The sequence below is a fragment of the Oceanirhabdus seepicola genome (assembly GCF_023684385.1).
GTDB classification, from domain to species: Bacteria; Bacillota; Clostridia; order Clostridiales; family Clostridiaceae; genus Oceanirhabdus; species Oceanirhabdus seepicola.
Map to the genome: position 1 here is coordinate 488,291 of NZ_JAGSOJ010000002.1, position 22,226 is coordinate 510,516.

Here is a 22,226-nt window from a genome sequence, read left to right on the forward strand (position 1 = left end):
AATAAAAGATGGTTATAAAAGCTTATGGGAAGATTAATATATCCCTTGATGCTGTTGATAAGAGGGAAGATGGGTATCACCTATTAAAGATGATAATGCAACAGATAGAACTTTATGATGAGATAGATATTACCAAAGCAGATGAGGGTATAACTATAACTTGTAATAAATATTTCATCCCTACTGATAATAAAAACCTTGCATATAAAGCTGCTGAATTATTTATGAAAACTTATAACATTAATGAGGGAGTAAAGATACATATTGAGAAGAATATTCCTGTTGCAGCTGGCCTTGCAGGGGGAAGTACAGATGCAGCAGCAGTACTTAAAGGTATGAGAAACATATTTAAGGTAAAAGCTTCAGATGAGGAACTTATGAAGCTGGGAGAGACACTAGGTGCGGATATTCCTTATTGTTTTGTTGGTGGAACGGCACTCTGTGAAGGAATCGGAGAGATAATTACTCCATTAAGACCATTTGATAATAAGATTCTGGTGTTGGTAAAACCTAACTTCGGTGTTTCCACAAAGACTGTATATAAAAATTTGGATATATCTAAGATAAGAAAGCATGTAAAAACAGACAGGTTATTGGAGGCTATTGAGAAAGATGATCTAAAATCTGTATGTTATCATATGAAAAATGTTCTGGAGAATGTAACCATCATTAAACATAAATCTATAAAGAATATTAAGAAGAACATGGTGGAGATGGGGGCTATAAATTCCATGATGAGTGGAAGTGGTCCAACAGTATTTGGTTTTTTTGATGATATATTAAAAGCACAAAGGTGCTATGAATATTTTAAAAAAGATTATCAAGAAGTATTTATTACAAGAACGATTAAAAAATGAAGGTAAAATAAAAACACGTTTCTGAAATGGAAACGTGTTTTTTTGTTAATTTTCCCTTTTTCTTTTTCTAAATCAAAGATTAAACCATATGATTCAGTTATCACTGGAACTATTTTTTTAAGAGGTTGAACATTTATAAGGTTTTAAATTGGAACTAGAAAATACGCAAGCAATGTGTTAAAAGAAAACCTGTTTCAGGAATTTCTCTTATTTTAGATATAGGATACTTTAAACAGTGTAATTTTGTTATGTTTGCTAAACATGCAGTGGCACAATTGTTTATATTATGTTGATATATGCATACGTATTAAAAAAATGTAACAAACCTGAAATTTCCCAAATTACTCTTAAAGTTGGTTCTTTGAAAAGAGTTTTTTAGAATAGTCTAAAGAAATTTATACCATTATTTACATTAATGGTAATATAAAATTATCGCAGAACATAAATATATTCAGAGAAAAATAAGTTAAAGAGGTTAGAAGTAATGAAAAAATCCTTAAATGAAATTTTTATAAAAATAACAAAAGCGCTAGCATTAATTATGGCGAATGTACTACTATTAGTACTTATTCCTTGTAGCAATGCTCTTGCAGAATCACAATCAGAAATTAAAAAGAGTAACAACAAAGAGCTTATATCAAAGGTTAATTTAAACGAATCAAAGATTATTAAATTTCTAGATCCTGCACTTGAAAAAGCCATAAGAACTGAAATTAATAAGCTGGAAGGCGATATTTATCAAAAAGATGTTCTTCAGATTGAGGAATTAATTGTATATAATGCAGGTATTTATAATTTAGAAGGTATTCAATATTTGAAAAATTTAACAAAATTAAATTTGGCATTTAACGATATAATTGATATGAGTCCATTAAAAGAACTAAAAAAGTTAAAATCATTAGGGTTACTTTCTAATAGGATAACAGATATAACTGCTTTGAAAAATTCAACTAATTTAACAAATTTGAGTCTATCATATAATGATATTGTTGATATAAGTCCATTACAAGAGTTAAAAAAGTTAGAATCCCTAGGATTATCTAATAATGAAATAAGAGATATAACTGCTCTTAAAAAGTTAACTAATTTAAAAGGATTATATTTGTCAGACAATAAGATAGAAGATGTAGGTGTTTTGGAATACCTTACAAATTTAACAGGTGTATCAGTAAGTAATAGTAAAATAATAGAGTTAATATCCTTAGGGGGATTAAAAAAATTAGAAGATCTAGAGATATCACATGTTAAAATGAGCGACCTTAAATTCCTTAATAAATTGCCAAATCTAGTTGAGTTAAGTTTATGTAGTAATAATATAGAAGATATAAATTTTTTAGAAAGATTAAGTAATTTAAGGTACTTAGATTTAAGTGATAACAATATTGTAGATATAACTTCATTAGAAAAATTGATAAATTTAAAAACACTATTTTTAAGCAATAATAATATTCAAGATATAAGTTCATTAAAAGGATTAGTAAATCTAACTGAACTGCTATTATGTGAAAATCAAATAAAAAGTTTTGAACCTATTGAATCATATTATGATAAATTAGAATATAGTGATTTTGAATTAGATAGTGAACAAATATTAATAAAGTTTGAAGATAAGAATTTAGAAGAAGCTATAAAAGATAAAATGTTTATATATGGTAATATTTATATGAGCGATTTAAAAGATATTCAGGAATTAAATTTACAGAATAAAGAGATAAAGAATCTAAAAGGAATTGAGAAATTAACAACTTTGACTAAATTAGATTTAAGCAATAATAAAATAACGGATATAAGTTTATTAAAAGATTTAAAAAATATCAAAGTATTAAAATTAAAAGGTAATAAAATAAAAGATTATTCTTCGGTTAAATCATACTATGATAATCTAGAGTATAAAGATTTTGATATTCAGTTGAAATCCAATAAAAATATAGTAAAATTCTATGATGAAAAACTAGAATTAATTATAAGAGAAAAAATAAATAAGCCAATTGGAGACATTTATATAGGTGATGTGGAGAAAATTCAAGAGATAGATATTTATGGTCAAATGTATGGATTAGAAGGAATTCAATATCTTAAAAATTTAAAAATATTGAAATTAAGAAATACAGGAATAGAAGATTTTACTACAATAAAAGAATTGACAAATTTGGAAGAATTAAATTTAGAAAATTACCCAATCGGAGATGTGCCTTATAATTTGGTAAAAAACCTATCGTTTTTAAAGGGATTAAGCAAACTGAAAATTTTAAATTTACACGGTACTGGATTAGAAGATGTAAATGGTTTAGAAAATTTAACAAATTTAAGAGAATTAACGATATCTAGGAATAGCATAGAAGATTTAAGTCCAATTAAAGAATTAATTAATTTAACAACATTATATTTAGGGTGGGGCAGTGTTGTAGATTATAGTATAGTTAGTGGATATTATGACAATTTAATTAATAAGGATTTTGAATTAAGTAAGACAGAGAATTTAAAGAATAAAAAAGAGATAAAGGATATAGTCAAGTTCGACGAATATTATATAGAATCAATTATAAGAAAAAAAATAAACAAACTTGAAGGTGATATATACCTCAAAGATGTAGAAGATATTAAGCATTTAAAAATATCAGACATATATGTAATAAAGAGCTTAAAAGGAATTGAGAACTTGAAAAATTTAACTACATTATGGATCGATGATGTAGAGGTAACTGATATAAGTTCTTTGGGGAGTTTAACAAACTTAGAAGAATTGTATATATATGGCAGTAAAGTCGAGGATATAAGTTCCTTAAAAGGTTTGAAGAATTTAAAGAAATTAGTTTTGGTTAATAATGAAATAACTGATATAAAGTCTTTGAAAGATTTAACCAAATTAAAGCTTTTATATTTACAAGGTAATGAAATAAAAGATTATAGTCCGGTTGAAGGGTATTATAATGAATTAGAATTTAAAGATTTTAAAATAGAATAAGCACAGAGGTTATGTAGGGGCACTACCATTATGGTAGTGCCATCTGCATATTTTTTTTATTTAAACAGATAATAAGGTGTATGAAAAACATAATTAAGAAAATATAAGGTGGTAGTATGAGGATTTTAAGTTTGTGTGACAAATATTTTGTTATCTTAATAGTTATTCAGGGCATTATTATGATAACTATAGACTATGTTACATTTAAGGAATATAAGATGAAGGAAGTTGCAAAAAAATCAAGGGTTATAGGTATAAGTGCTATTGTCATAGCAGTGACATTAAGTATTATAAACTTGATTGTAAGATGAATATTGAGAAACATTTATAAATTTGAAAAACTTGGGGGTGATTAATTTGAGAGAACAATTAAGAGACGAGATAAACCATGAACTTGATGAGAATTTGAAATACATTAAGGATACTCTTGTAGACAACTATGATTTTGTTTATAGGGAGTTTTATGCTGATAAGTGGAAGGTTGCTTTAGTTTATATAGATGGAATGAGTGATAAAGTGGTATTGAATGATTACGTAATGGAACCACTTATGCTTGCTTATAGGCATAAAATAGAAACTCAAGGGGAACTTATATCTAAGGTTTTAGCACTTACAGATCTTAGACCAGTGGATAAACTTAAAGATGGAATCAATGCAGCGCTAGCTGGGGAATGTCTCATGTTAATTGATGGCATGGATAAAGTATATGTCCTTGCAACAAGAGCATGGCCAGCAAGAGGAGTAAGTGAACCATCAGGTGAAACAGTGGTAAGAGGTTCTAGAGAAGGTTTTACAGAAACTATAAGATTTAATACAGCTCTTGTAAGGAGAAGAATACGAGATACTAGATACAGAGCAAAGCCTAAAATGATTGGTACAAGATCAAAAACAGATATAGCTATACTTTATATTGAAGATATTGCGGATAAGAATTTGGTAATAGAAGTTGAAAAAAGGTTAGATGAAATACAAATTGATGCAATTCAAGATAGTGGATATATTGAACAGATGATAGAGGATAATAAGCTTTCGCCATTTCCACAGGTACAGAGTACTGAAAGACCAGATGTTGTTGCTGCTGCTATTTATGAGGGGCGAGTGGCAATACTTGTTGATAATTCTCCATTTGCTTTAATAGTACCTGGTTCATTACCGGCGTTATTTCAGAGTCCTGATGACTATAATCAGCGATGGATGCATTCTTCTTTAATAAGAATATTGAGGGTATTTGCTATGATTGCTGCTCTAACTGCACCAGCATTGTATATAGCAACAACGGCTTTTCATACAAACATATTACCAACTAAACTTGCATATTCAATAGCAGCTTCGCGAGAAGGGGTTCCTTTTCCTGCATTTGTAGAAGCATTAATAATGGAAATAAGTATGGCTTTGCTTATAGAGGCAATTTTAAAACTACCAAAGGCAATAGGGTCAACTATTGGAATTGTTGGAGGATTAGTTGTTGGGCAGGCGGCAGTAAGTGCGGGAATTGTAAGTCCTATTATGATAATAATTGTAGGTCTTACAGCTGTAACTACATTTCTCACACCAAACTATGGAGTGGTTTCTGCCTTTAGAGCCATAAGAATTATTCTGATTATTCTTGCTAGTGTATTAGGACTTTATGGAGTGGCAATGGGTATGATTTATGTGATAATACATCTTCTAAAACTTACAAGTTTTGGGACTCCGTATCTTGCTCCTTTTGCGAATCCTACAAGAAGTGAGTTGAAAGATATGATAATGAGATATCCATTAAAATCTTTTATTAAGAGACCATCATTCCTAAATCCGAATGATAAAATAAGGCAGAAGAAATAGGTGAATTCTATGAATAATAGAGGTTTTATAGATAAATATGGGGTTTTTGTAACTATAACAGTTGCAATTTTGGGAGTAACACTATTTGCTCTTCCTAAATTGATGATGGAGTATTCAGGTACAAATGGATGGATAGTTACCATAATTGCAGGAGTAATAGCATGGGGAATTGCGTATATGATATATACTGTTATAGCAATGAACAACTACAATAGATTTGATATTATACTTAAAGATTCCTTTGGGAATGTGCTATCAAAAATTATAATTGTGATATTTATATTTTATACTATTGTTATAATCTCATCTGAATTAAGAGCTTTTGTTGAGATGATTAAAATGTATCTACTTGAGAAAACACCATTAGAACTGATTATGATAATTTTTATATTAACTGGTGTAAGTCTTATAAGAGGAGATCTCAGAGTATTAATAGCTTTCAATGGTATAGCATTCTGGGTAATGATTATACCTATAATAGTATCAATGTTAGTATCTATTGGGGAGGGAGATTTAACAAATATACTTCCCTTAATACAGGCTAGCAATATGGACTATTTAAAAGGAATACAAACAGCATTATTTGCATTTGCGGGATTTGAAATTTTGTTTTTAATCATCCCCTATGTAAAAAATCAAAAAGAAAGCAAAAAAGTTTTAAAGTGGAGTTTTCTTTTAATTATATTTGTTTATTGTATTGCAATATTAGTTACTGTTGCTATGTTTTCCACTAGCCAAACTAAAATACTTTTTTGGCCTACGATTACATTGATAAGATCAGTTGAGTTACCTGGAAGTTTGATTGAGCATTGGGAAGGGGTAGTAATGACTTTCTTCATTATGTTCTACTTTACAACATTTGTAAACTCATTTTATTTTACAGCAGATCTTTTGAAGAACGCATTTAAGTTAGATGATGTTAAACTTACAACTATTATTATAACTCCAGTGATATTTATTGTAGCATTATTGCCTAGTAATATTTCTCAGGTAAGGGAATTATCAAGACAATTATTACCTATATTTGCAGGTGCATTCCTTATAGTACTACCAGTGATTTTGTTCATTATAGCCATTATAAAAAGGAGAGATAAGAATGAAGAGAACAAGGGGTAAGTTCGGCTTGCTATTTATAATATGTTGTCTTCTTACTGGGTGTTGGGATAATGTGGAGATAGATAGTAAATGCTTTATATCAACAATAGGAATAGATGTAGGGAAAGATATTGAGGAGTTAAAAAGAGCAAAAGAAATTGAGAGTGATGAACCTTTTGCTGCAAGGGAGATAAAGAAATTAAAAGTAACTTATGGATATCCAGATATGAGTCAACTTGGACCAGAAAAAGGAGGAACTGCAGAATCAAAGAGTTTATCTGCAGAGGGAACTTCAATGCAAGACGCTAAATTATTAGCCACCTTGAAAAGTAGTAGGAAGTTAATACTTGGGCAAACAAAGCTTCTTCTATTAAGTCATGAAGTGTTGAATTATCCAGAAGTGGTTAAAGAAATAATGGATTATTTTCAGAGAGAGCCTTTTCTCAATAGGATGATGCATGTTGTTGTAACAAGTGGAAAAACTGAAGACTATATTTCACATAAACCAGAGATGGAGAATAACATTGAATATTATATAAATGGATTGATGAAACATACTGAAAGAGCTGCATCTGTTATGCCCATGACTGTTAACGAGATGTTGAGGCTTTTAACTGAAAATGGGAATGTATTCATACCTAAAATAATGTTAGATAAGGAAACTAACGAGATTATTCTTAAAGGTGTAGCAATAATAAAGGATTATGAGATTGTTGGGAATTTAAGTTCTTTAGAAACAGCTGACCTTTCAATTATTAGAGGAGCCAAACAAGGTGGAAGTAGGCTAATATATGTAAAAGGAAAACCTCTTGATTTTACTTTTGAAAGTGAAGGTAGGCAAATAAAAATAAGTAATAAGAGCAAAAATAAGTTGAATATTCAAATTAAGGTACTACTAGAAGCGCAGATTAAGGGTTATTATGCAGAAGAAAAGGTATCTATACTGGATTTTAAAGTTGTTGAAGAGGATATAAAGAAAGCTATGAGTGAAGAGTGTACAAAAGTAGCTAATATGATTCAGCGTAATTATGGTATCGAACCTTTTGGAATACAGGAATATTTAACAAAGTTCCAACCTAGTTTATGGAAAGAGATAGAAGATAATTGGGATGATGTCTATAAAAATAGTAATATTGAAATTATTGTACAAACAAAAATAAGAAGAATTGGTGTAACTGAGTGAATGATATAACCGCAAAAAGTAAATTCAATTAAAATCATATACAATATATATTGCAGATTAATTCATTCTGACATCATATATTGTATATGAAATTGAACTAAAATACTTTTGTGGATTAAACATTGAATAAAACCTCCTAAAGTGGATAAGATTATTAATAAGCTTGTCTATTTAGAGATCGTTTAAAAATAACTTTCCCTAAAGTTGTTTCAAAAAGTGCAAGAATCATTCACATTTTTGAAACAAAAGGAAAGTGATTTTTAAGCCAATCATTAGGAGGTATATTATGAAAAAGTATAGAAGAAAGATAGCGCTATTAATTGTGATGGTTTTTGTGTTTAGTATTGTAATGTTAGGAATTATAAGAATGATGGATAGTAGAGAAGTTAATGCTGAAGAAATTTCGGACAAGGTTATAAGGTTTCATGTAATAGCCAATAGTGATAATGATGAAGATCAGAATTTAAAGATAAAAGTTAAAAATGATGTTATAAAGTATATGTATGATAAATTAAATGGGTGTGATGACATTGATAAATCAAGGGAAATAATTCTAGGTGAAATGGAAAATTTAAAGAAAATTGCAGAGAAGAAAATTTCTGAAGAGGGATATGATTATGATGTAAAAATTGTTTTAGGTAATGAAAATTTCCCACAAAAAAGATATGGTGAAGTTGTTCTTCCTCATGGAGAATATGAGGCTTTGAGAATAATCATTGGTGAAGGGCAAGGGCAGAACTGGTGGTGTGTAATGTTTCCGCCACTATGTTTTATAGATGTTACATTGGAAGACTATTCTTTTGAAGATATTCAGATTACATTAGATAAGAATCTATCAGAAGAGGATGTTGAAAAAATTCTTGAAAAAGAGAATGATGTTGTATTTAAATTAAAATTTCTTGAATGGTTTAAGAAAGAGGAGAAATAAAAAGAACTTATAAAAACATAGTTGACAGTTGAGAGTGGACAATGGACAATGATTGACATTTCACTCCGTGAAATTTTAATTTAATTGTTCCGTGGACAATAGGGGAGGAGATGTTTCATATAGGATGAAACCTTGTACTTGAAATACAATATTTTAACTAAGATGAAATGAGTAAAAACTTTTTGGTCTAAAGAACAATAGGATGTAGTTTCTGACCTAAGTCAGAAACATCTATCGTTGTCAACTGTCAACTTTTAACTTAAAAAGCACGCTTATGCGTGCTTTTTAGTTGTATATTGTTTTAAGTAAATATGGAAGTTCACTGAAGTTCAAAGGTGTATTATCTATTGTAACATTTTCTAACCTAAAATTCTCAGTGTGTAAGTTTACAGAGAATAAGAAGGTGATTTCTCTATAGCTACCCTTGTATATGCCATGACCTTGGAACTTAACCTCAGGTGAAGAGCTATCATTTAGGTATGTCCAAGTACTTGAACTAAAATAATCATTGAAGGCTTTTCCAATGGTTTTATTCTCAAACTGAGTTAAAGTACCATTCATAACAATATTTTTGGCTATGTCTTCTTCAGAGAGTTTAGTGATCAAAAGGCTGATATGGTCACTTAAAGATGACTCCCTATAGTTTTTTAACGAAGATGCTTTAAAATAAATTTCTACTGAATCAGTTATATCCTTTAAATTCAATGCACTTAGGGGAATATCTAAAGAGGTCTCCCTAAATATTTGCTTTTTCCCATTAGAATCATAAATTGGTTTATAGGTTTTATTATCTATGCTGAAATATAATATAAATTCTTCTGAATTATTAAGATTTAAAGTTATAATCTCTTTTGAAGTAAGATATTTTACGTCAGAGATTATTGGTGGCTCCAGGCTCATGTGTAAAGTATTAATACTAGATAAAGGAAGTGAGAAGTTTTTTTCTAAATTAACATCCTTAAAAAATATTTTCTCATGATTTCCAGACGATTCTTCTGGAATTAGCCCAACAACATCTCCAGCAGAGTTAATAAGCATGTTAGATGTTAGACTTTTTTCAGAAGATAGCTCCTTCTTAGTAAGTACATTTTTAAAATTGTAAATGTATTCATATTCATATGAAGAAGTGGACATGTTAATAATTGATGATACATTCATATCATGAATAGTATATATGATTAAGTTAGAACTTTCATCATATGAATAAATTTCACCAGAGAGTTTGTTATTTTTATAGAAAATCTCAACATCTTTAGCATTGAGGTCTTTATCATAATATGAAATAATTATAGGTTTATTAATATCGCTATTATATGTTAATAATCCTTTCTTTGAAACAGTTTGACTATCAGAAATATATTTAATATTAACTGATAAATCTTCTAGTGTATTACTAAAGGTTGATAAGTTAGATGATGATAGTTCTTCAGTCTTAAATTTATATATATAATCATCTTTGATATTTATATTGTTTAAGGATTTAACTCTTTTACTCACATATATACTATAGGTTGAATCAGGTAGATAATTATCTTTAGGAGATAATATTAGTGTGTTACCTTTATCACCAAAGGATATATTTGTTGATAGTTTTTTATAAGTACTATCATAAATATATATGGAGTTATTACTTACTGAAGACTTATCAATAGCGTTATTAAAAGTTATAGTCCAGATTTTATTAAAATTAACTGTTTTTAAGTCATATCCAAATGTTACAGTTTGTCCAAAGGTTATTAATAGTAATGTATATAAAATAAATGAGTAAATATGTTTTTTCATAAAATCAATCCTTTTGTTTAATTCTTATAAAATAATATTTAATTTCTGAGGAAATTAAAAAATTTACTTGGTTTCCTTAGCAAAGCGCGTGAAATGCCACTTTTTTATTTCTTATATAAGAAATATCAATGAATATCATAGCTTCGTTATAATATCTTATCATAAATGATAAGATAATTTGTTACAGAAATTTTAAATTTATATGTATTTACGTGTTTAAAGTATATGTTTAAGTAGATTTTATATTGACTTATGTAAGTGTTATACATAATATATTTATAGAGGATGAGGCATGCGAAAATAAATAACAAGACAAAAATGCAAAATAGACGAGTATACTAACATGGTATTTATTTGAACTTGCCTAAGAAAGAATAGAGGAGAAAATTCATGAAAAAGAAAATTGGAGTAATATTTGGAGGTCAGTCCTCAGAACATAAGGTTTCATTGGTGTCAGCTACATCAGTTTTGAACAATATTGATACTGAAAAATATGAAGTTGTGAAAATTGGAATCACTAATGACGGAAAATGGTTCGTTTATAATGGTGAAATAGACTATATAGAGAATGGTAACTGGATTAAGGATGAGAAAAATCTTATATCTCATGGGGAGAGAATACTGTTCAATAGAGAGATAGATGTTGTATTCCCAGTATTACATGGGCTATATGGCGAGGATGGAACAATTCAAGGTGTGTGTAAGCTTGCAGAGATACCTTGTGTTGGATGTGATGTGCTAGCTTCTGCAGTTTGTATGGATAAGGTGTATACAAAATATGTTCTTGAAAACTTTAATATTAATCAGGCGTCTTATGTTGTTGTCCATAAAGATGAGTATAAGGATAGAGAAAATGAAATTCTTCAAGAGATTGAAGAAAAATTATCATATCCTGTATTTATAAAACCAGCTAATAGTGGATCTTCTGTAGGGATTTCAAAAGGAAAGAATAAAGATGATGTTAAATTGGGACTTATTGAGGCTTTTAAACATGATAGAAAAATCCTAGTGGAGAAGGGGTTAAATGCTAGAGAAATAGAAGTATCTGTACTAGGTAACAGAAAGGCAATAGCATCAGTTCCAGGAGAAGTTGTACCATGTAAGGAGTTCTATGATTATGAGGCAAAATATGAGGATGATTCTTCTGAACTTTTAATACCAGCAGGGTTGACTGAAAATGAAATGGAAGAAATTAAATTATTAGCTATAAGAATATATAAACTGCTAGATTGTGAGGGAATGGCTAGAGTGGATTTCTTGGTAGATAAAGATAATGGAGAAGTTTATTTGAATGAGGTTAACACTCTACCAGGGTTTACTAGTATAAGTATGTATCCAAAACTTTGGGCAGCTTCAGGAATAGAGTATAGTGAACTTATAAGTAGGCTTATTGAATTGGCTGAAGAAAAATAGAAAATAAAATGGTTAGCGTATGAAAAGAAATAATAAGTCAAAGATACACACCATAAACCTATGACTAGTTATTTATTTGAATATGCTTTAGGGAGGAATAACTTATGACAAGAGCATTAGCAATGGTTTCTGGAGGTTTAGATTCAATATTAGCTGCAAAGCTTATTCAGGAACAAGGAATTGAAGTAATTGGAATATGTTTCAAATCATATTTTTTTGACGAGAAGAATGCTGAGAGAATGTCAAAGCAAATAGATATGAGATTAGAGGTAGTAGATTTTTCAGAGGAACATTTTGAGATGGTCAAAAAGCCAAAGCATGGACATGGGAAGAATATGAATCCATGTATAGATTGCCATGCAATGATGATGACTCATGCTGGAAGATTGCTTGAAAAATTTGATGCTGACTTCATTATAACAGGAGAGGTATTAGGCCAAAGACCTATGTCGCAGAACAAGGGGGCATTATCAACGGTTCTTAAGACATCAGGTGTTGGAGAAAAAATACTTAGACCTTTATGTGCAAAGAATCTTCCTGAAACAGAGATGGAGAAGAGTGGATTAGTAGATAGAGAAAAGTTGATGGATATTAAGGGTAGAAGTAGGAAAATTCAGATGGCATTAGCTGAACAATGGAATGTAAAAGATTATCCTTCACCAGCAGGGGGATGTAAACTTACTGAGCCAGGGTATTCAAATAGATTAAAAGATTTAGTTGTTAATAAAGAGGATATAAGTGAGAGAGAGTTAGAATTATTAAAATATGCTAGACATTATAGAATAGACGAAAGTTGCAAAATAATATGTACGAGAACAGCTGAGGAAGCAGAAATAGTGAAAAAACTAATAGCTAGTGATGATCTAATATTCTTAGTTAGAGATTTTAATGGACCTCTAACATTAATAATTGGTGAAAATCCTTCAGAAAAGTCAATTGAGGCAGCTGCTAAGATTACAGGAAGATACAGTAAGGGAAGAGACAAAGAGGCTATAGTTGTAAAATACAGAAAAGGCATTGTAGAGAATGAAATAACTGTAAAACCAGGTGATGATGAGTTCATTAATGGATGTATTTTAAAATAATAATTGCGAAGTAATTCAAAGAACAGAGAACATTGCAAAGAATAAAGATCAGAACTCGAGGATTTATTTGCTTTATACACAGTTGTTATTTATTCTTTGGCATTTGTTCTTTTGCAATAGACTATTATTATGCAATAATAATATTCTATTTGTATATGTAGTTAATTAAACAACAGAAGTGGGAGGAATTTAAATTGAAGAAAAGTGCAGTGATATCTGTAGTGAGTAAACAGAGTGGAAATGATGAGGAGAAGATAGAGGTTGTTACACCAGGAGTTTTTTATGAAAAAGACGGGAAATTCTATGTTATATATGAGGAAACAGAGATATCAGGTATGCAAGGGACTAGAACTACAATTAAAGTTGAAGAGGATCAATTTACTCTTATTAGAAAAGGAACGACTAATACTAGAATGTTATTTAAAGAAAAACACAATGATTTTATAATGTACCAAACACCTCATGGTATGCTTCAGTTGTCAATTAATATTAAAAAACTTAGTATTGATGTTGATGAAAATGGTGGAAATATAGAGGCTGTTTATAACATGGGTATAAGTGGAGAAGAATCTATACGCACAGAATTAAATGTGAAAATAAAATTACAATAACGGTGATAGTATGAAGATTTGGGGAATGTTTAATGGAAGCAAAAGTATCTTTGTTTATAATAGTAAGTTGCAATTGATCTTTGTTAATGAGAGTGGTATGAAGAGTAGAGGTCTTAAAGATAAGATGCTTAGTAAAGAGGTATTTAAGATTTATGGTGAATCCGCAGAGATACATCATATATTAAAGAGTATGAATAATAAGAAATCTATAGAGAGTAAGAGATATTCTATAGTAGATCATAGGGGAGTAACTCACGAGGTAGAAAGTGATTTTCATGCAGTTTATTATGGAAATAATCGATTCATAATTGAAATTTTGCAAGAAGAGAAGAATGATTTCATGAGTGGATTTAATTTGAACATTAGTAACACAAAAAGAAAAGAGTTATATGATTTTGAAGATATAATAACTTCAAATAAACTTATGTTGAAGGCAAAGAAAAAAGCATATGAAGCTAGTAAACGGGAATCAGATGTATTGATTTATGGGGAAACAGGTACTGGAAAAGAACTTATTGTTCAGGCAATTCACAGAAACTCTAAAAGGGCCAGTGAACCGTTTATTGCACAGAATTGTGCTGCAATTCCTAAAGGACTTTTTGAGAGTACTTTATTTGGTACAGAGAAAGGGAGTTATACAGACTCTGAAAAACGAAAAGGGATTTTTGAATTGGCTAATGGAGGGACAGTATATCTAGATGAGTTGAATTCTATGCCAATGGAACTTCAGGGGAAATTATTAAGAGTATTGCAAGAACGTAAGCTTCGTAGAGTTGGTGGTATAAAAGAAATAAACATAGATGTGAGGATTATATCTTCAATTAATGAGGATTTTGAAAGTGTACTTAAAAATAAAAAAATTAGAAGTGATTTATTTTTTAGATTGAATATTATATCTATAGAATTACCAGCATTGAGAGAAAGAAAAGAGGATATTCCAATACTTACAAGGGCATTCATAGATGAATTTAATAAGAAATTCGGAACAGAAATTTCTGGGGTATCTCATGATTGTATGAAGTGTTTGTTATCATATGAATGGCCAGGGAATATAAGAGAGCTTAGAAATCTTATAGAAGGGGTATTCAACAATAAGAGTAGTAGCTCTATAGAATACCAGGATATTAAAGATAAGATTAGAGCAAATAACTCAATAGCCCAGTATGATTTCAAGAAAAGAGTTCAAAGATTTGAGAAGAGCTTGGTAGAAGAGGCTCTTGTTTTAAACGATAATAATATTTCCAAAGCAGCCCAAATGTTGAATATACCTAGACAGACATTGCAATCAAAAATGAAAAAGATGTAAATCATATGTTTAATATATTCTGAAATGGTAATAATTCATAAAAAGATACTTAATTGTATAATTTTATGGAAGTGATTGATAAGTGAAATTGAATTATGAGAATGTTATAAATACAATTTGTCATATGAAAAATATTGAAAGAGAGAAACTTGAGGAGATACTCAAGGATAGAGAACTGAAATACCTTTCCTTACTAATTTTAAAGAAATACAATTGTTTAGAGTTAGAGAAGATAAAGGGAGATTTTAAAATCAATACTAAAAGAACTCTAAAATATAATGAGAATAAAGCAGAAGAAAAGTTCTTGGTTAATTATAATTTTAGAGAGAAATATTTTCATATGGATCAGGAAATTATTAAAAAGGATTAAAATAAAGTTGAGAACGGTTCTCAAATTTTAACTTTTTTCAGGGTTTTCAATTTTAAAAATCACTCCAATGGAAGTGATTTTTTTATTTTTTATGGAATTGAAAGATTTAATGAAGAAATTATCATAAATAATTTTGCTTATAGCAACGTGTTACATGTTTATGTGAAATTGTATCAGTGATATCTTTAAGCGAAACGCATGAAATGCACTTTTTTATGTTAACTGAAAAATATGTCGTTAAAAACAAAAAAAGCCCTAGTTTTTTTAAATAATATGTGATATCATAAATAATAGTTTAAAAAAACAACACTGATGCCATTTTAATTTTATAGGGTAATTTCTATTATAATAATGATTAACTAAAATGTCAAGTGATAATAAATAATTTTTCCACTTTGGTAGGAAAATAAAAATAGGAACTTTTAGAGAAAATTCAAAACATTTAAGAAAGATAAAATTCAGGAGGGTGTTTGAACTATGGCTACTAAGTATATTTTTGTAACAGGAGGAGTAGTATCTTCATTAGGTAAAGGTATTACGGCTGCTTCATTAGGTAGATTATTAAAAAATAGAGGATTAAAGGTTTCAATTCAAAAATTTGATCCATACTTAAACTTTGATCCAGGAACAATGAGTCCTTATCAGCATGGAGAAGTGTTTGTAACAGATGATGGAGCAGAAACAGATCTAGATTTAGGTCATTATGAGAGATTCATTGATGAGAATTTAGGAAAGAATAGTAATGTAACTACAGGAAAAATATACTGGTCTGTTATTTCTAAGGAAAGAAGAGGTGACTATCTTGGAGGAACAGTTCAAGTTATCCCTCACATCACAAATGAAATAAAAGAAAGAGCTTTTAGAGTTGGAAGACAAGAAGATGTAGATGTTGTTATAACGGAGATTGGTGGAACAGTTGGAGATATAGAATCACAACCATTTTTAGAAGCAATAAGACAGATAAAATACGATGTAGGATCAGAAAATGTATGCTATATTCATGTTACACTTGTACCATATATAAGCAAAGCTGGAGAGCTTAAGACTAAGCCTACTCAACACTCAGTTAAAGAATTAAGAAGTATAGGTATTCAACCAGATATTATAGTTTGTAGAAGTGAAAAAGAAATTTCACAAGATTTAAAGGATAAGATAGGATTATTCTGTAACATGGATGGAAATTCAGTTATTCAGAATCTTGATGCAGAACATCTTTATGATGTGCCTTTAATGCTACACAATGAAGGATTAGATAGATTAGTATGTGATAAATTAGGTTTAGGATGTAGAGATATTGATAATAGTGAATGGATTGATATGGTTAAGAGAATCAAGAATAGAAGTGAACAAGTTAAGATTGCCCTTGTAGGTAAATATGTTGAGCTTCATGATGCGTATATTTCAGTAGTTGAGGCACTTCAACATGGTGGATTAGCTAATAATTCAAAGGTAGAGATTAAGTGGATAAATGCAGAAGAGGTTACAGCAGATAGGGTAGAGGAATTATTCGGAGATGTTCATGGTATCCTTGTACCAGGTGGTTTCGGTGATAGAGGGGTAGAAGGAAAAATTGAAACTGTAAAATTTGCAAGAGAGAGAAATATTCCTTTTTTAGGGATATGTTTAGGAATGCAATGTACTGTTATTGAGTATGGAAGAACCATGCTTGATATGGTTGGAGCTAATAGTGCGGAGATTGATGCTGAAACAAAGTTCCCTGTAATTGATTTAATGCCTGATCAAAAGGATATAGATGAAAAAGGTGGAACTATGAGATTGGGATTATATCCTTGTAAATTAGAAAAAGATAGTAAAGCTTATGTTGCTTATGGTGATGAGGTTATCTATGAGAGACATAGACATAGATATGAGTTTAATAATGAGTATAGAAAAGTTTTAACTGATGCAGGACTTAAGATAACAGGAACTAGTCCAGATGGAAGATTAGTTGAGATTGTTGAAGTTGAAGAGCACCCGTGGTTCGTTGCAGTACAATTCCATCCAGAGCTTAAGTCAAGACCAAATAAACCACATGCATTATTCAAAGACTTCATAAAGGCATCATTAGAGAATAAATAAAATAAGTTTGTTGACAAAGTACAATATATTGTTTTGACTCTGTTTTCTATTTTCAGAGTTTTAGTCGTTGAAAAAGCCCAAGAACAAGGAACAAGGCGAACGAACAGGGTCAGACAGAAATGTGAGACTCGAGCAGCCTAGAGAGTCTTAGTGACGATGAGATTGGGCTTTTTCAACAACCTGACGAGTTTATAATGCTCGTTTTTTTCTTTTTATGTTGTTTTTTTCTAGGAAGTGAATTAGAATTAACTAATAGGGCATAATTATTAAAAGATGAATGAAAGCTTTTCTGATATATTGAAATGTCTATATAATATCAAATTCTTTTTTAGCGTATGAAAACAAATAAGTAGTCAAAGATGCGACGGATATTTTGTATTAGATAATGAGACGGGTTCTATTGATAGTTGCGCTATCGATGGGTTCTAAGGTCGAAGTCTTATGCAAAATAGATTAACATACTGAATTGTTATTTGTTTGAATATGCGTAAATTCTAAAATTCAATTGAAAATTATAATTCCCCAAAAGATATTTAATTTAATATATTGATAACCAATGAGAGGAGGAAGCATCGCAATATTGATGCGCAAAAGTGAATAAAGTGGATGAATTAATGAATAAAAACTTATCTGAGTTAAAAGAAATTGCTAAAAAGTATAATATCAAAGGAATTTCAAAATATAGAAAATTAGATCTTATTGAATTACTCAAGAGTAAAATGAGTAATGAAAAAGTTGAGGGTGAAACTCAGCAAAAAAAACAAATTAATGGTGAGAATAAAACAGAGCAAAAAAAAGAAATCAAAAGTGAAAATGAAACTTCTGCATATGCAATTAAAAAAGAAGGTTCAGTTTTAAGAGAAAAAATTTCTCAAAAAAAATACGAGGGAACTAACACTAGTGTTAGTAGCGCTAGTAATGTAGACAGTGAAGAGAAAAAAACGAAATTGAAAGAAATGTTAACGGACTCATTGACTGCTAAGGGAGTTCTTGAAATAAATGAAAATAACAATTATGGATTTTTAAGATGTCATAATTACCTTTCAGGTACAAATGATGTGTATGTTTCTCCATCGCAAATAAGAAAGTTTAACCTTAAAACAGGTGATATGGTTATAGGTAAAATAAGACAACCTAATGATGGGGAGAAGTTTAATGCTCTTCTTTATGTTCAATCTATAAATGGTGAGAGTCCTGAAAAAGCTATAGGAAGACCATTATTCGAAAAACTTACCCCTATCTACCCTAATAAAAGATTGAGGTTAGAAAGTGGTCAGTTAGATTTAACTACAAGATTGATGGATATCATGTCTCCAATAGGAAAAGGTCAAAGAGGACTTATTGTTGCACCTCCAAAGGCTGGTAAAACAACTATTCTAAAAAAAATCGCTAAAAGTCTTAAGGCAAATAATCCTGAAATAAATTTAATTGTTCTTCTTATTGATGAAAGACCTGAGGAAGTTACTGATATGCAAAGAAGCATAGAAGGAGAGATAGTTTATTCTACTTTTGATGAAGAACCTAGTCATCACAATAAAGTTTCTGAAATGGCGCTTGAAAGAGCGAAGAGAATGGTTGAACAGGGGCAAGATGTTGTAATATTGATGGATAGTTTAACTCGCTTAGTTAGATCGTATAATCTTACTGTAACACCAACAGGAAGAACACTTTCAGGAGGATTAGATCCAGGGGCACTGTTACAGCCTAAGAAGTTTTTTGGAGCAGCAAGAAATGTTGAGGGTAAGGGAAGTCTTACAATATTAGCAACTGTACTTGTTGATACTGGAAGTAGAATGGATGATATGATTTATGAGGAGTTTAAGGGAACTGGAAACATGGAAGTTCACTTAGATAGAAAACTTCAAGAGAGAAGAATATTCCCTGCTATTGATATATTTAAATCAGGAACTAGAAGAGAAGATTTATTACTTGATAAAAATGAGTATGAGATTGCGTACGGCATAAGAAAGATGATGTATAGTGAAGGAAAAGTTCCAGTAATTACTGAAAAAATACTTGGAATACTTTCTAAAACAAAAACTAATAAAGATTTTATAGGCATGCTTGAAGGTAATATGGGGATTTTAGTGAAAGACTCCTTTAAAAATAGATAATAAAAGAAGTTGACAGTGGGCAGTTGATAACGTAGGATGTTTTTGATTACACAAAAACTACATATTTATTGGTCTTTAGACTTGAAAGGTTTACTCATTTCATCTGAATGAAATATTGTATGTAGAATACAATATTTTATCTCAAGATAAAATGAGTAAACCTCCTTTGTTTCATAGGAAAAAATGTAGGTTCTAACCTTAGTGAGAATCATCCATCGTGGGCTATTGTCAACTCTTAACTCGCTTTTTTATTATTTAAAAAATTGAAAATTTTTTAAATAATAAAAAAACGAAGAGTTTCCTCTTCGTTTCCAAAGAGATTACTCTTCGTTTTTTAAGTTGAATTTCTTCATGAACTTATCTACTCTTCCACCAGCTTCTACATTTTTCTGTTTACCAGTGTAGAATGGATGACACTGTGAACAAACGTCTGTTTTAAGAACGTCTTTTACAGAACCAGTTTTGAAAGTATGACCGCATGCGCAGTGTACTTCGCATTCATGATTGTATTCAGGATGAATATTAGTTTTCATTATAAATCACCTCGTGGATAAATTTTTATCCGTTTTTAAGCAACAATAATTATTTTATCATAAAAGATTAAAGCCAGTCAATATTTTATTTTTAACTAAATGAGAAGTTGAGTTCAATTAAAAGAGTCATAAATGGGAAATTATATTTTATTTAATTAAATACTGGGTATATATGAGTATTGCAGTAATATCAGGGGGAGAGGAGAGAAAGCGAAAAGTTTAATGGATTATGAGGAAAAAATGATTAAAAAAACTTAGGGGTTTATTTGGAAGGGGAAGATATCTTTAAATCACTCTTTATATTATTAATGATTTCTGATAAAATAACTATGTTGCGTTTGGGCATGTTTAAAAAATTACTAGTGAATATGTTAGTTTATTTGTTTCATATGCCTTAGAGTCGGATATAGAGTTTTCATTACAAAAATAAATTTATACTTGTTCCTAAAATTCGGCACGCCTTAGAATATTACACGTATAAATTAAGATTTGAGTTGGAAATTCTAAAGATTGTTTTTTTATTGATGGAGGTGTTTTAATGTTCGGAGTTAAAACCTATGGATGGATTGAGGTTGTTATTGGTCCTATGTATAGTGGAAAGTCAGAAGAACTTATAAGAAGGGTTAGAAGAGCAAAAATTGCAAAGATGAAGGTTCAAGTATTTAAGCCTTCGGTAGATGATAGATACAGTAAAGAAGATGTGGTATCACATTGTGGGGAAAAGATTGAAGCTATGCCAGTGAAGGATAGTAGTGTAATTATGGGGAAAGTGGACAATGATACTAAGGTTGTAGCAATAGATGAAGTTCAATTCTTTGATATTAATATCTTAGATGTTATCGAAGAATTAGCTGAAAAAGGTTTGAGAGTAATATGTGCTGGTCTTGATATGGACTTTAAGGGAGAGCCTTTTGGACCAATACCGAGACTTTTAGCTATTGCAGAAAAGGTTGATAAGATTAGTGCAATTTGTGTTGTATGTGGAAATCCTGCAACAAGAACACAAAGGTTGATAAATGGAAAACCAGCTAGATATAGTGATCCAGTAGTTTTAGTTGGAGCACAAGAATCTTATGAAGCTAGATGTAGGAACTGTCATATTATCGTTAAATAAGAGGTTTTGAAAAAGTCATAAGAGATTGTTTACACTTTGTTTTCCATCTTCAGCGTTTCAGGCGTTGAAAAAGTTAGGAGTAGTGAATTAATGAATATATCAGAAGCGTTAAAAGAAGCATATGAAATATTAAAAGAGAATAATATGGATACATACATGCTTGATACACAGGTGTTATTGGCGCATGTTCTAAAAAAAGATAGGCTTTTTTTGACTCTCAACAGAGAGGTGGAGCTTGATGAGAGTACTAAAGATGTATTCTTTAATTATATTGAAGAAAGGCGTAAAATGAAGCCTATTAAATATATAACTAAAGAATGTGAGTTTATGGGATTGGATTTTTATGTTGAAGAAGGTGTTTTAATTCCAAGACCAGATACAGAAATTTTAGTGGAAGAAGTATTGGAAAGGATTAATAGTAGTGGTTATACACAGGTATGTGATGTATGTTGTGGTAGTGGTGCTATTGGTTTGAGTCTAGCCCATCATGGAGATATAAAATCTGTGGAGCTTGTTGATATTTCAAATGTCGCTCTTAAAGTGAGTAGAATAAATACTGAAAAGTTAGGATTGGGAAAAATGGTCACTATAACAGAAGGTGATCTATTGAATGATTTTCTTGACAGTGAGATGAAATTTGATTGTATAGTAAGTAATCCTCCATACATTGAAAGTGGTGTTATAGATGAATTAATGAGTGATGTAAAAGACTATGAACCTCATCTCGCATTAGATGGTGGAGAAGATGGATTGGTATTTTATAGAAAAATAACATCTCAAAGTAAAGAGATACTGAGGGATGGAGGTATGCTGGCATTTGAAATTGGGTATAATCAGAAAGAAAGTGTGAGCAGAATTCTAATCCAAAATGGATTTAAAAATATAGAAACTTTTAAAGACCTTGGAGATAATGACAGAGTGGTTATTGGGTATTTATAAATTTTGACCTATTATGAGTTAATATGAT

At 30.0% G+C, this 22,226-nt stretch carries 18 protein-coding genes; 16 read left to right on the top strand and 2 right to left on the bottom strand.

Features of this window, described 5'->3' with window-relative positions:
• Positions 1-8: 8 nt before the first annotated feature.
• The 7 genes from ispE (at position 9) to spoIIR (ending at position 8,852) form a co-directional block, all read left to right on the top strand.
• On the top strand, positions 9-857 hold the full coding sequence (ispE, locus tag KDK92_RS09830; RefSeq protein ID WP_250859090.1) for a 4-(cytidine 5'-diphospho)-2-C-methyl-D-erythritol kinase: 849 nt from the start codon (positions 9-11) through the stop codon (positions 855-857).
• 484 nt (positions 858-1,341) lie between these two features.
• Positions 1,342-3,822 carry a leucine-rich repeat domain-containing protein gene (locus KDK92_RS09835; RefSeq protein WP_250859091.1) on the top strand — a complete coding sequence of 827 codons (2,481 nt, stop codon included), beginning with the start codon at positions 1,342-1,344 and terminating at the stop codon, positions 3,820-3,822.
• Between the two features lie 116 nt (positions 3,823-3,938).
• Positions 3,939-4,133 (top strand): CLC_0170 family protein, encoded by a 195-nt coding sequence (locus tag KDK92_RS09840; RefSeq protein ID WP_250859092.1) that lies wholly within the window; start codon positions 3,939-3,941, stop codon positions 4,131-4,133.
• 46 nt (positions 4,134-4,179) lie between these two features.
• The gene (locus tag KDK92_RS09845) at positions 4,180-5,646 is read left to right on the top strand and encodes a spore germination protein (protein ID WP_250859093.1); all 1,467 of its coding nucleotides are present in this window, start codon (positions 4,180-4,182) and stop codon (positions 5,644-5,646) included.
• A 9-nt stretch (positions 5,647-5,655) separates the two neighbouring features.
• Positions 5,656-6,762, top strand: coding sequence for a GerAB/ArcD/ProY family transporter (locus tag KDK92_RS09850; RefSeq protein WP_250859094.1), 1,107 nt, complete (start codon positions 5,656-5,658; stop codon positions 6,760-6,762).
• Complete coding sequence (locus KDK92_RS09855; RefSeq protein WP_250859095.1) at positions 6,743-7,924, top strand: Ger(x)C family spore germination protein; 1,182 nt, start codon at positions 6,743-6,745, stop codon at positions 7,922-7,924. The genes KDK92_RS09850 and KDK92_RS09855 overlap by 20 nt, the downstream gene beginning before the upstream one ends.
• Before the next feature lie 286 nt (positions 7,925-8,210).
• Positions 8,211-8,852, top strand: coding sequence for a stage II sporulation protein R (gene spoIIR, locus KDK92_RS09860; RefSeq protein ID WP_250859096.1), 642 nt, complete (start codon positions 8,211-8,213; stop codon positions 8,850-8,852).
• A 285-nt stretch (positions 8,853-9,137) separates the two neighbouring features.
• Here the strand turns inward: spoIIR and KDK92_RS09865 are convergent, their stop codons facing one another.
• Positions 9,138-10,634 carry an Ig-like domain-containing domain gene (locus tag KDK92_RS09865; RefSeq protein ID WP_250859097.1) on the bottom strand — a complete coding sequence of 499 codons (1,497 nt, stop codon included), beginning with the start codon at positions 10,632-10,634 and terminating at the stop codon, positions 9,138-9,140.
• 390 nt (positions 10,635-11,024) lie between these two features.
• On the opposite strand from KDK92_RS09865, the gene KDK92_RS09870 reads away from it, so the two are divergent.
• The 7 genes from KDK92_RS09870 to rho all read left to right on the top strand — a co-directional run bounded on the left by KDK92_RS09870 (position 11,025) and on the right by rho (position 19,612).
• A complete protein-coding gene (locus tag KDK92_RS09870) occupies positions 11,025-12,047 on the top strand; it encodes a D-alanine--D-alanine ligase family protein (RefSeq protein WP_250859098.1) in 1,023 nt (340 codons plus the stop codon).
• A 104-nt stretch (positions 12,048-12,151) separates the two neighbouring features.
• On the top strand, positions 12,152-13,132 hold the full coding sequence (locus tag KDK92_RS09875) for a tRNA 4-thiouridine(8) synthase ThiI (protein ID WP_250859099.1): 981 nt from the start codon (positions 12,152-12,154) through the stop codon (positions 13,130-13,132).
• Between the two features lie 194 nt (positions 13,133-13,326).
• Positions 13,327-13,743: a YwiB family protein gene (locus tag KDK92_RS09880; protein ID WP_250859100.1), complete on the top strand. Its 417-nt coding sequence runs from the start codon at positions 13,327-13,329 to the stop codon at positions 13,741-13,743.
• Between the two features lie 10 nt (positions 13,744-13,753).
• Entirely contained in the window at positions 13,754-15,049 is a 1,296-nt protein-coding gene (locus tag KDK92_RS09885) for a sigma-54 interaction domain-containing protein (RefSeq protein WP_250859101.1), read from the top strand.
• Between the two features lie 82 nt (positions 15,050-15,131).
• Positions 15,132-15,419 carry a ribose-5-phosphate isomerase gene (locus KDK92_RS09890; protein ID WP_250859102.1) on the top strand — a complete coding sequence of 96 codons (288 nt, stop codon included), beginning with the start codon at positions 15,132-15,134 and terminating at the stop codon, positions 15,417-15,419.
• A gap of 477 nt (positions 15,420-15,896) precedes the next feature.
• Positions 15,897-17,498: a CTP synthase gene (locus tag KDK92_RS09895; protein ID WP_250859103.1), complete on the top strand. Its 1,602-nt coding sequence runs from the start codon at positions 15,897-15,899 to the stop codon at positions 17,496-17,498.
• Positions 17,499-18,112: 614 nt separating this feature from the next.
• Entirely contained in the window at positions 18,113-19,612 is a 1,500-nt protein-coding gene (gene rho / locus KDK92_RS09900) for a transcription termination factor Rho (protein WP_250859909.1), read from the top strand.
• A gap of 320 nt (positions 19,613-19,932) precedes the next feature.
• Here rho and rpmE read toward each other — a convergent pair whose 3' ends face one another.
• Positions 19,933-20,145 (bottom strand): 50S ribosomal protein L31, encoded by a 213-nt coding sequence (gene rpmE / locus KDK92_RS09905; protein ID WP_250859104.1) that lies wholly within the window; start codon positions 20,143-20,145, stop codon positions 19,933-19,935.
• 538 nt (positions 20,146-20,683) lie between these two features.
• On the opposite strand from rpmE, the gene KDK92_RS09910 reads away from it, so the two are divergent.
• Positions 20,684-21,259 (top strand): thymidine kinase, encoded by a 576-nt coding sequence (locus KDK92_RS09910; RefSeq protein WP_250859105.1) that lies wholly within the window; start codon positions 20,684-20,686, stop codon positions 21,257-21,259.
• Positions 21,260-21,349: 90 nt separating this feature from the next.
• Positions 21,350-22,198: a peptide chain release factor N(5)-glutamine methyltransferase gene (gene prmC, locus KDK92_RS09915; RefSeq protein WP_250859106.1), complete on the top strand. Its 849-nt coding sequence runs from the start codon at positions 21,350-21,352 to the stop codon at positions 22,196-22,198.
• Positions 22,199-22,226: the final 28 nt, after the last annotated feature.

Excerpts from the sequence above, each read along its gene's own strand:
- rho (WP_250859909.1), top strand. The coding sequence starts at position 18,113 with ATGAATAAAAACTTATCTGAGTTAAAAGAAATTGCTAAAAAGTATAAT.
- KDK92_RS09910 (WP_250859105.1), top strand. The coding sequence starts at position 20,684 with ATGTTCGGAGTTAAAACCTATGGATGGATTGAGGTTGTTATTGGTCCT.
- KDK92_RS09875 (WP_250859099.1), top strand. The coding sequence starts at position 12,152 with ATGACAAGAGCATTAGCAATGGTTTCTGGAGGTTTAGATTCAATATTA.
- KDK92_RS09870 (WP_250859098.1), top strand. The coding sequence starts at position 11,025 with ATGAAAAAGAAAATTGGAGTAATATTTGGAGGTCAGTCCTCAGAACAT.
- KDK92_RS09865 (WP_250859097.1), bottom strand. The coding sequence starts at position 10,634 with ATGAAAAAACATATTTACTCATTTATTTTATATACATTACTATTAATA.
- KDK92_RS09855 (WP_250859095.1), top strand. The coding sequence starts at position 6,743 with ATGAAGAGAACAAGGGGTAAGTTCGGCTTGCTATTTATAATATGTTGT.
- KDK92_RS09885 (WP_250859101.1), top strand. The coding sequence starts at position 13,754 with ATGAAGATTTGGGGAATGTTTAATGGAAGCAAAAGTATCTTTGTTTAT.
- KDK92_RS09895 (WP_250859103.1), top strand. The coding sequence starts at position 15,897 with ATGGCTACTAAGTATATTTTTGTAACAGGAGGAGTAGTATCTTCATTA.
- rpmE (WP_250859104.1), bottom strand. The coding sequence starts at position 20,145 with ATGAAAACTAATATTCATCCTGAATACAATCATGAATGCGAAGTACAC.
- KDK92_RS09835 (WP_250859091.1), top strand. The coding sequence starts at position 1,342 with ATGAAAAAATCCTTAAATGAAATTTTTATAAAAATAACAAAAGCGCTA.
- spoIIR (WP_250859096.1), top strand. The coding sequence starts at position 8,211 with ATGAAAAAGTATAGAAGAAAGATAGCGCTATTAATTGTGATGGTTTTT.
- KDK92_RS09850 (WP_250859094.1), top strand. The coding sequence starts at position 5,656 with ATGAATAATAGAGGTTTTATAGATAAATATGGGGTTTTTGTAACTATA.
- prmC (WP_250859106.1), top strand. The coding sequence starts at position 21,350 with ATGAATATATCAGAAGCGTTAAAAGAAGCATATGAAATATTAAAAGAG.
- ispE (WP_250859090.1), top strand. The coding sequence starts at position 9 with ATGGTTATAAAAGCTTATGGGAAGATTAATATATCCCTTGATGCTGTT.
- KDK92_RS09840 (WP_250859092.1), top strand. The coding sequence starts at position 3,939 with ATGAGGATTTTAAGTTTGTGTGACAAATATTTTGTTATCTTAATAGTT.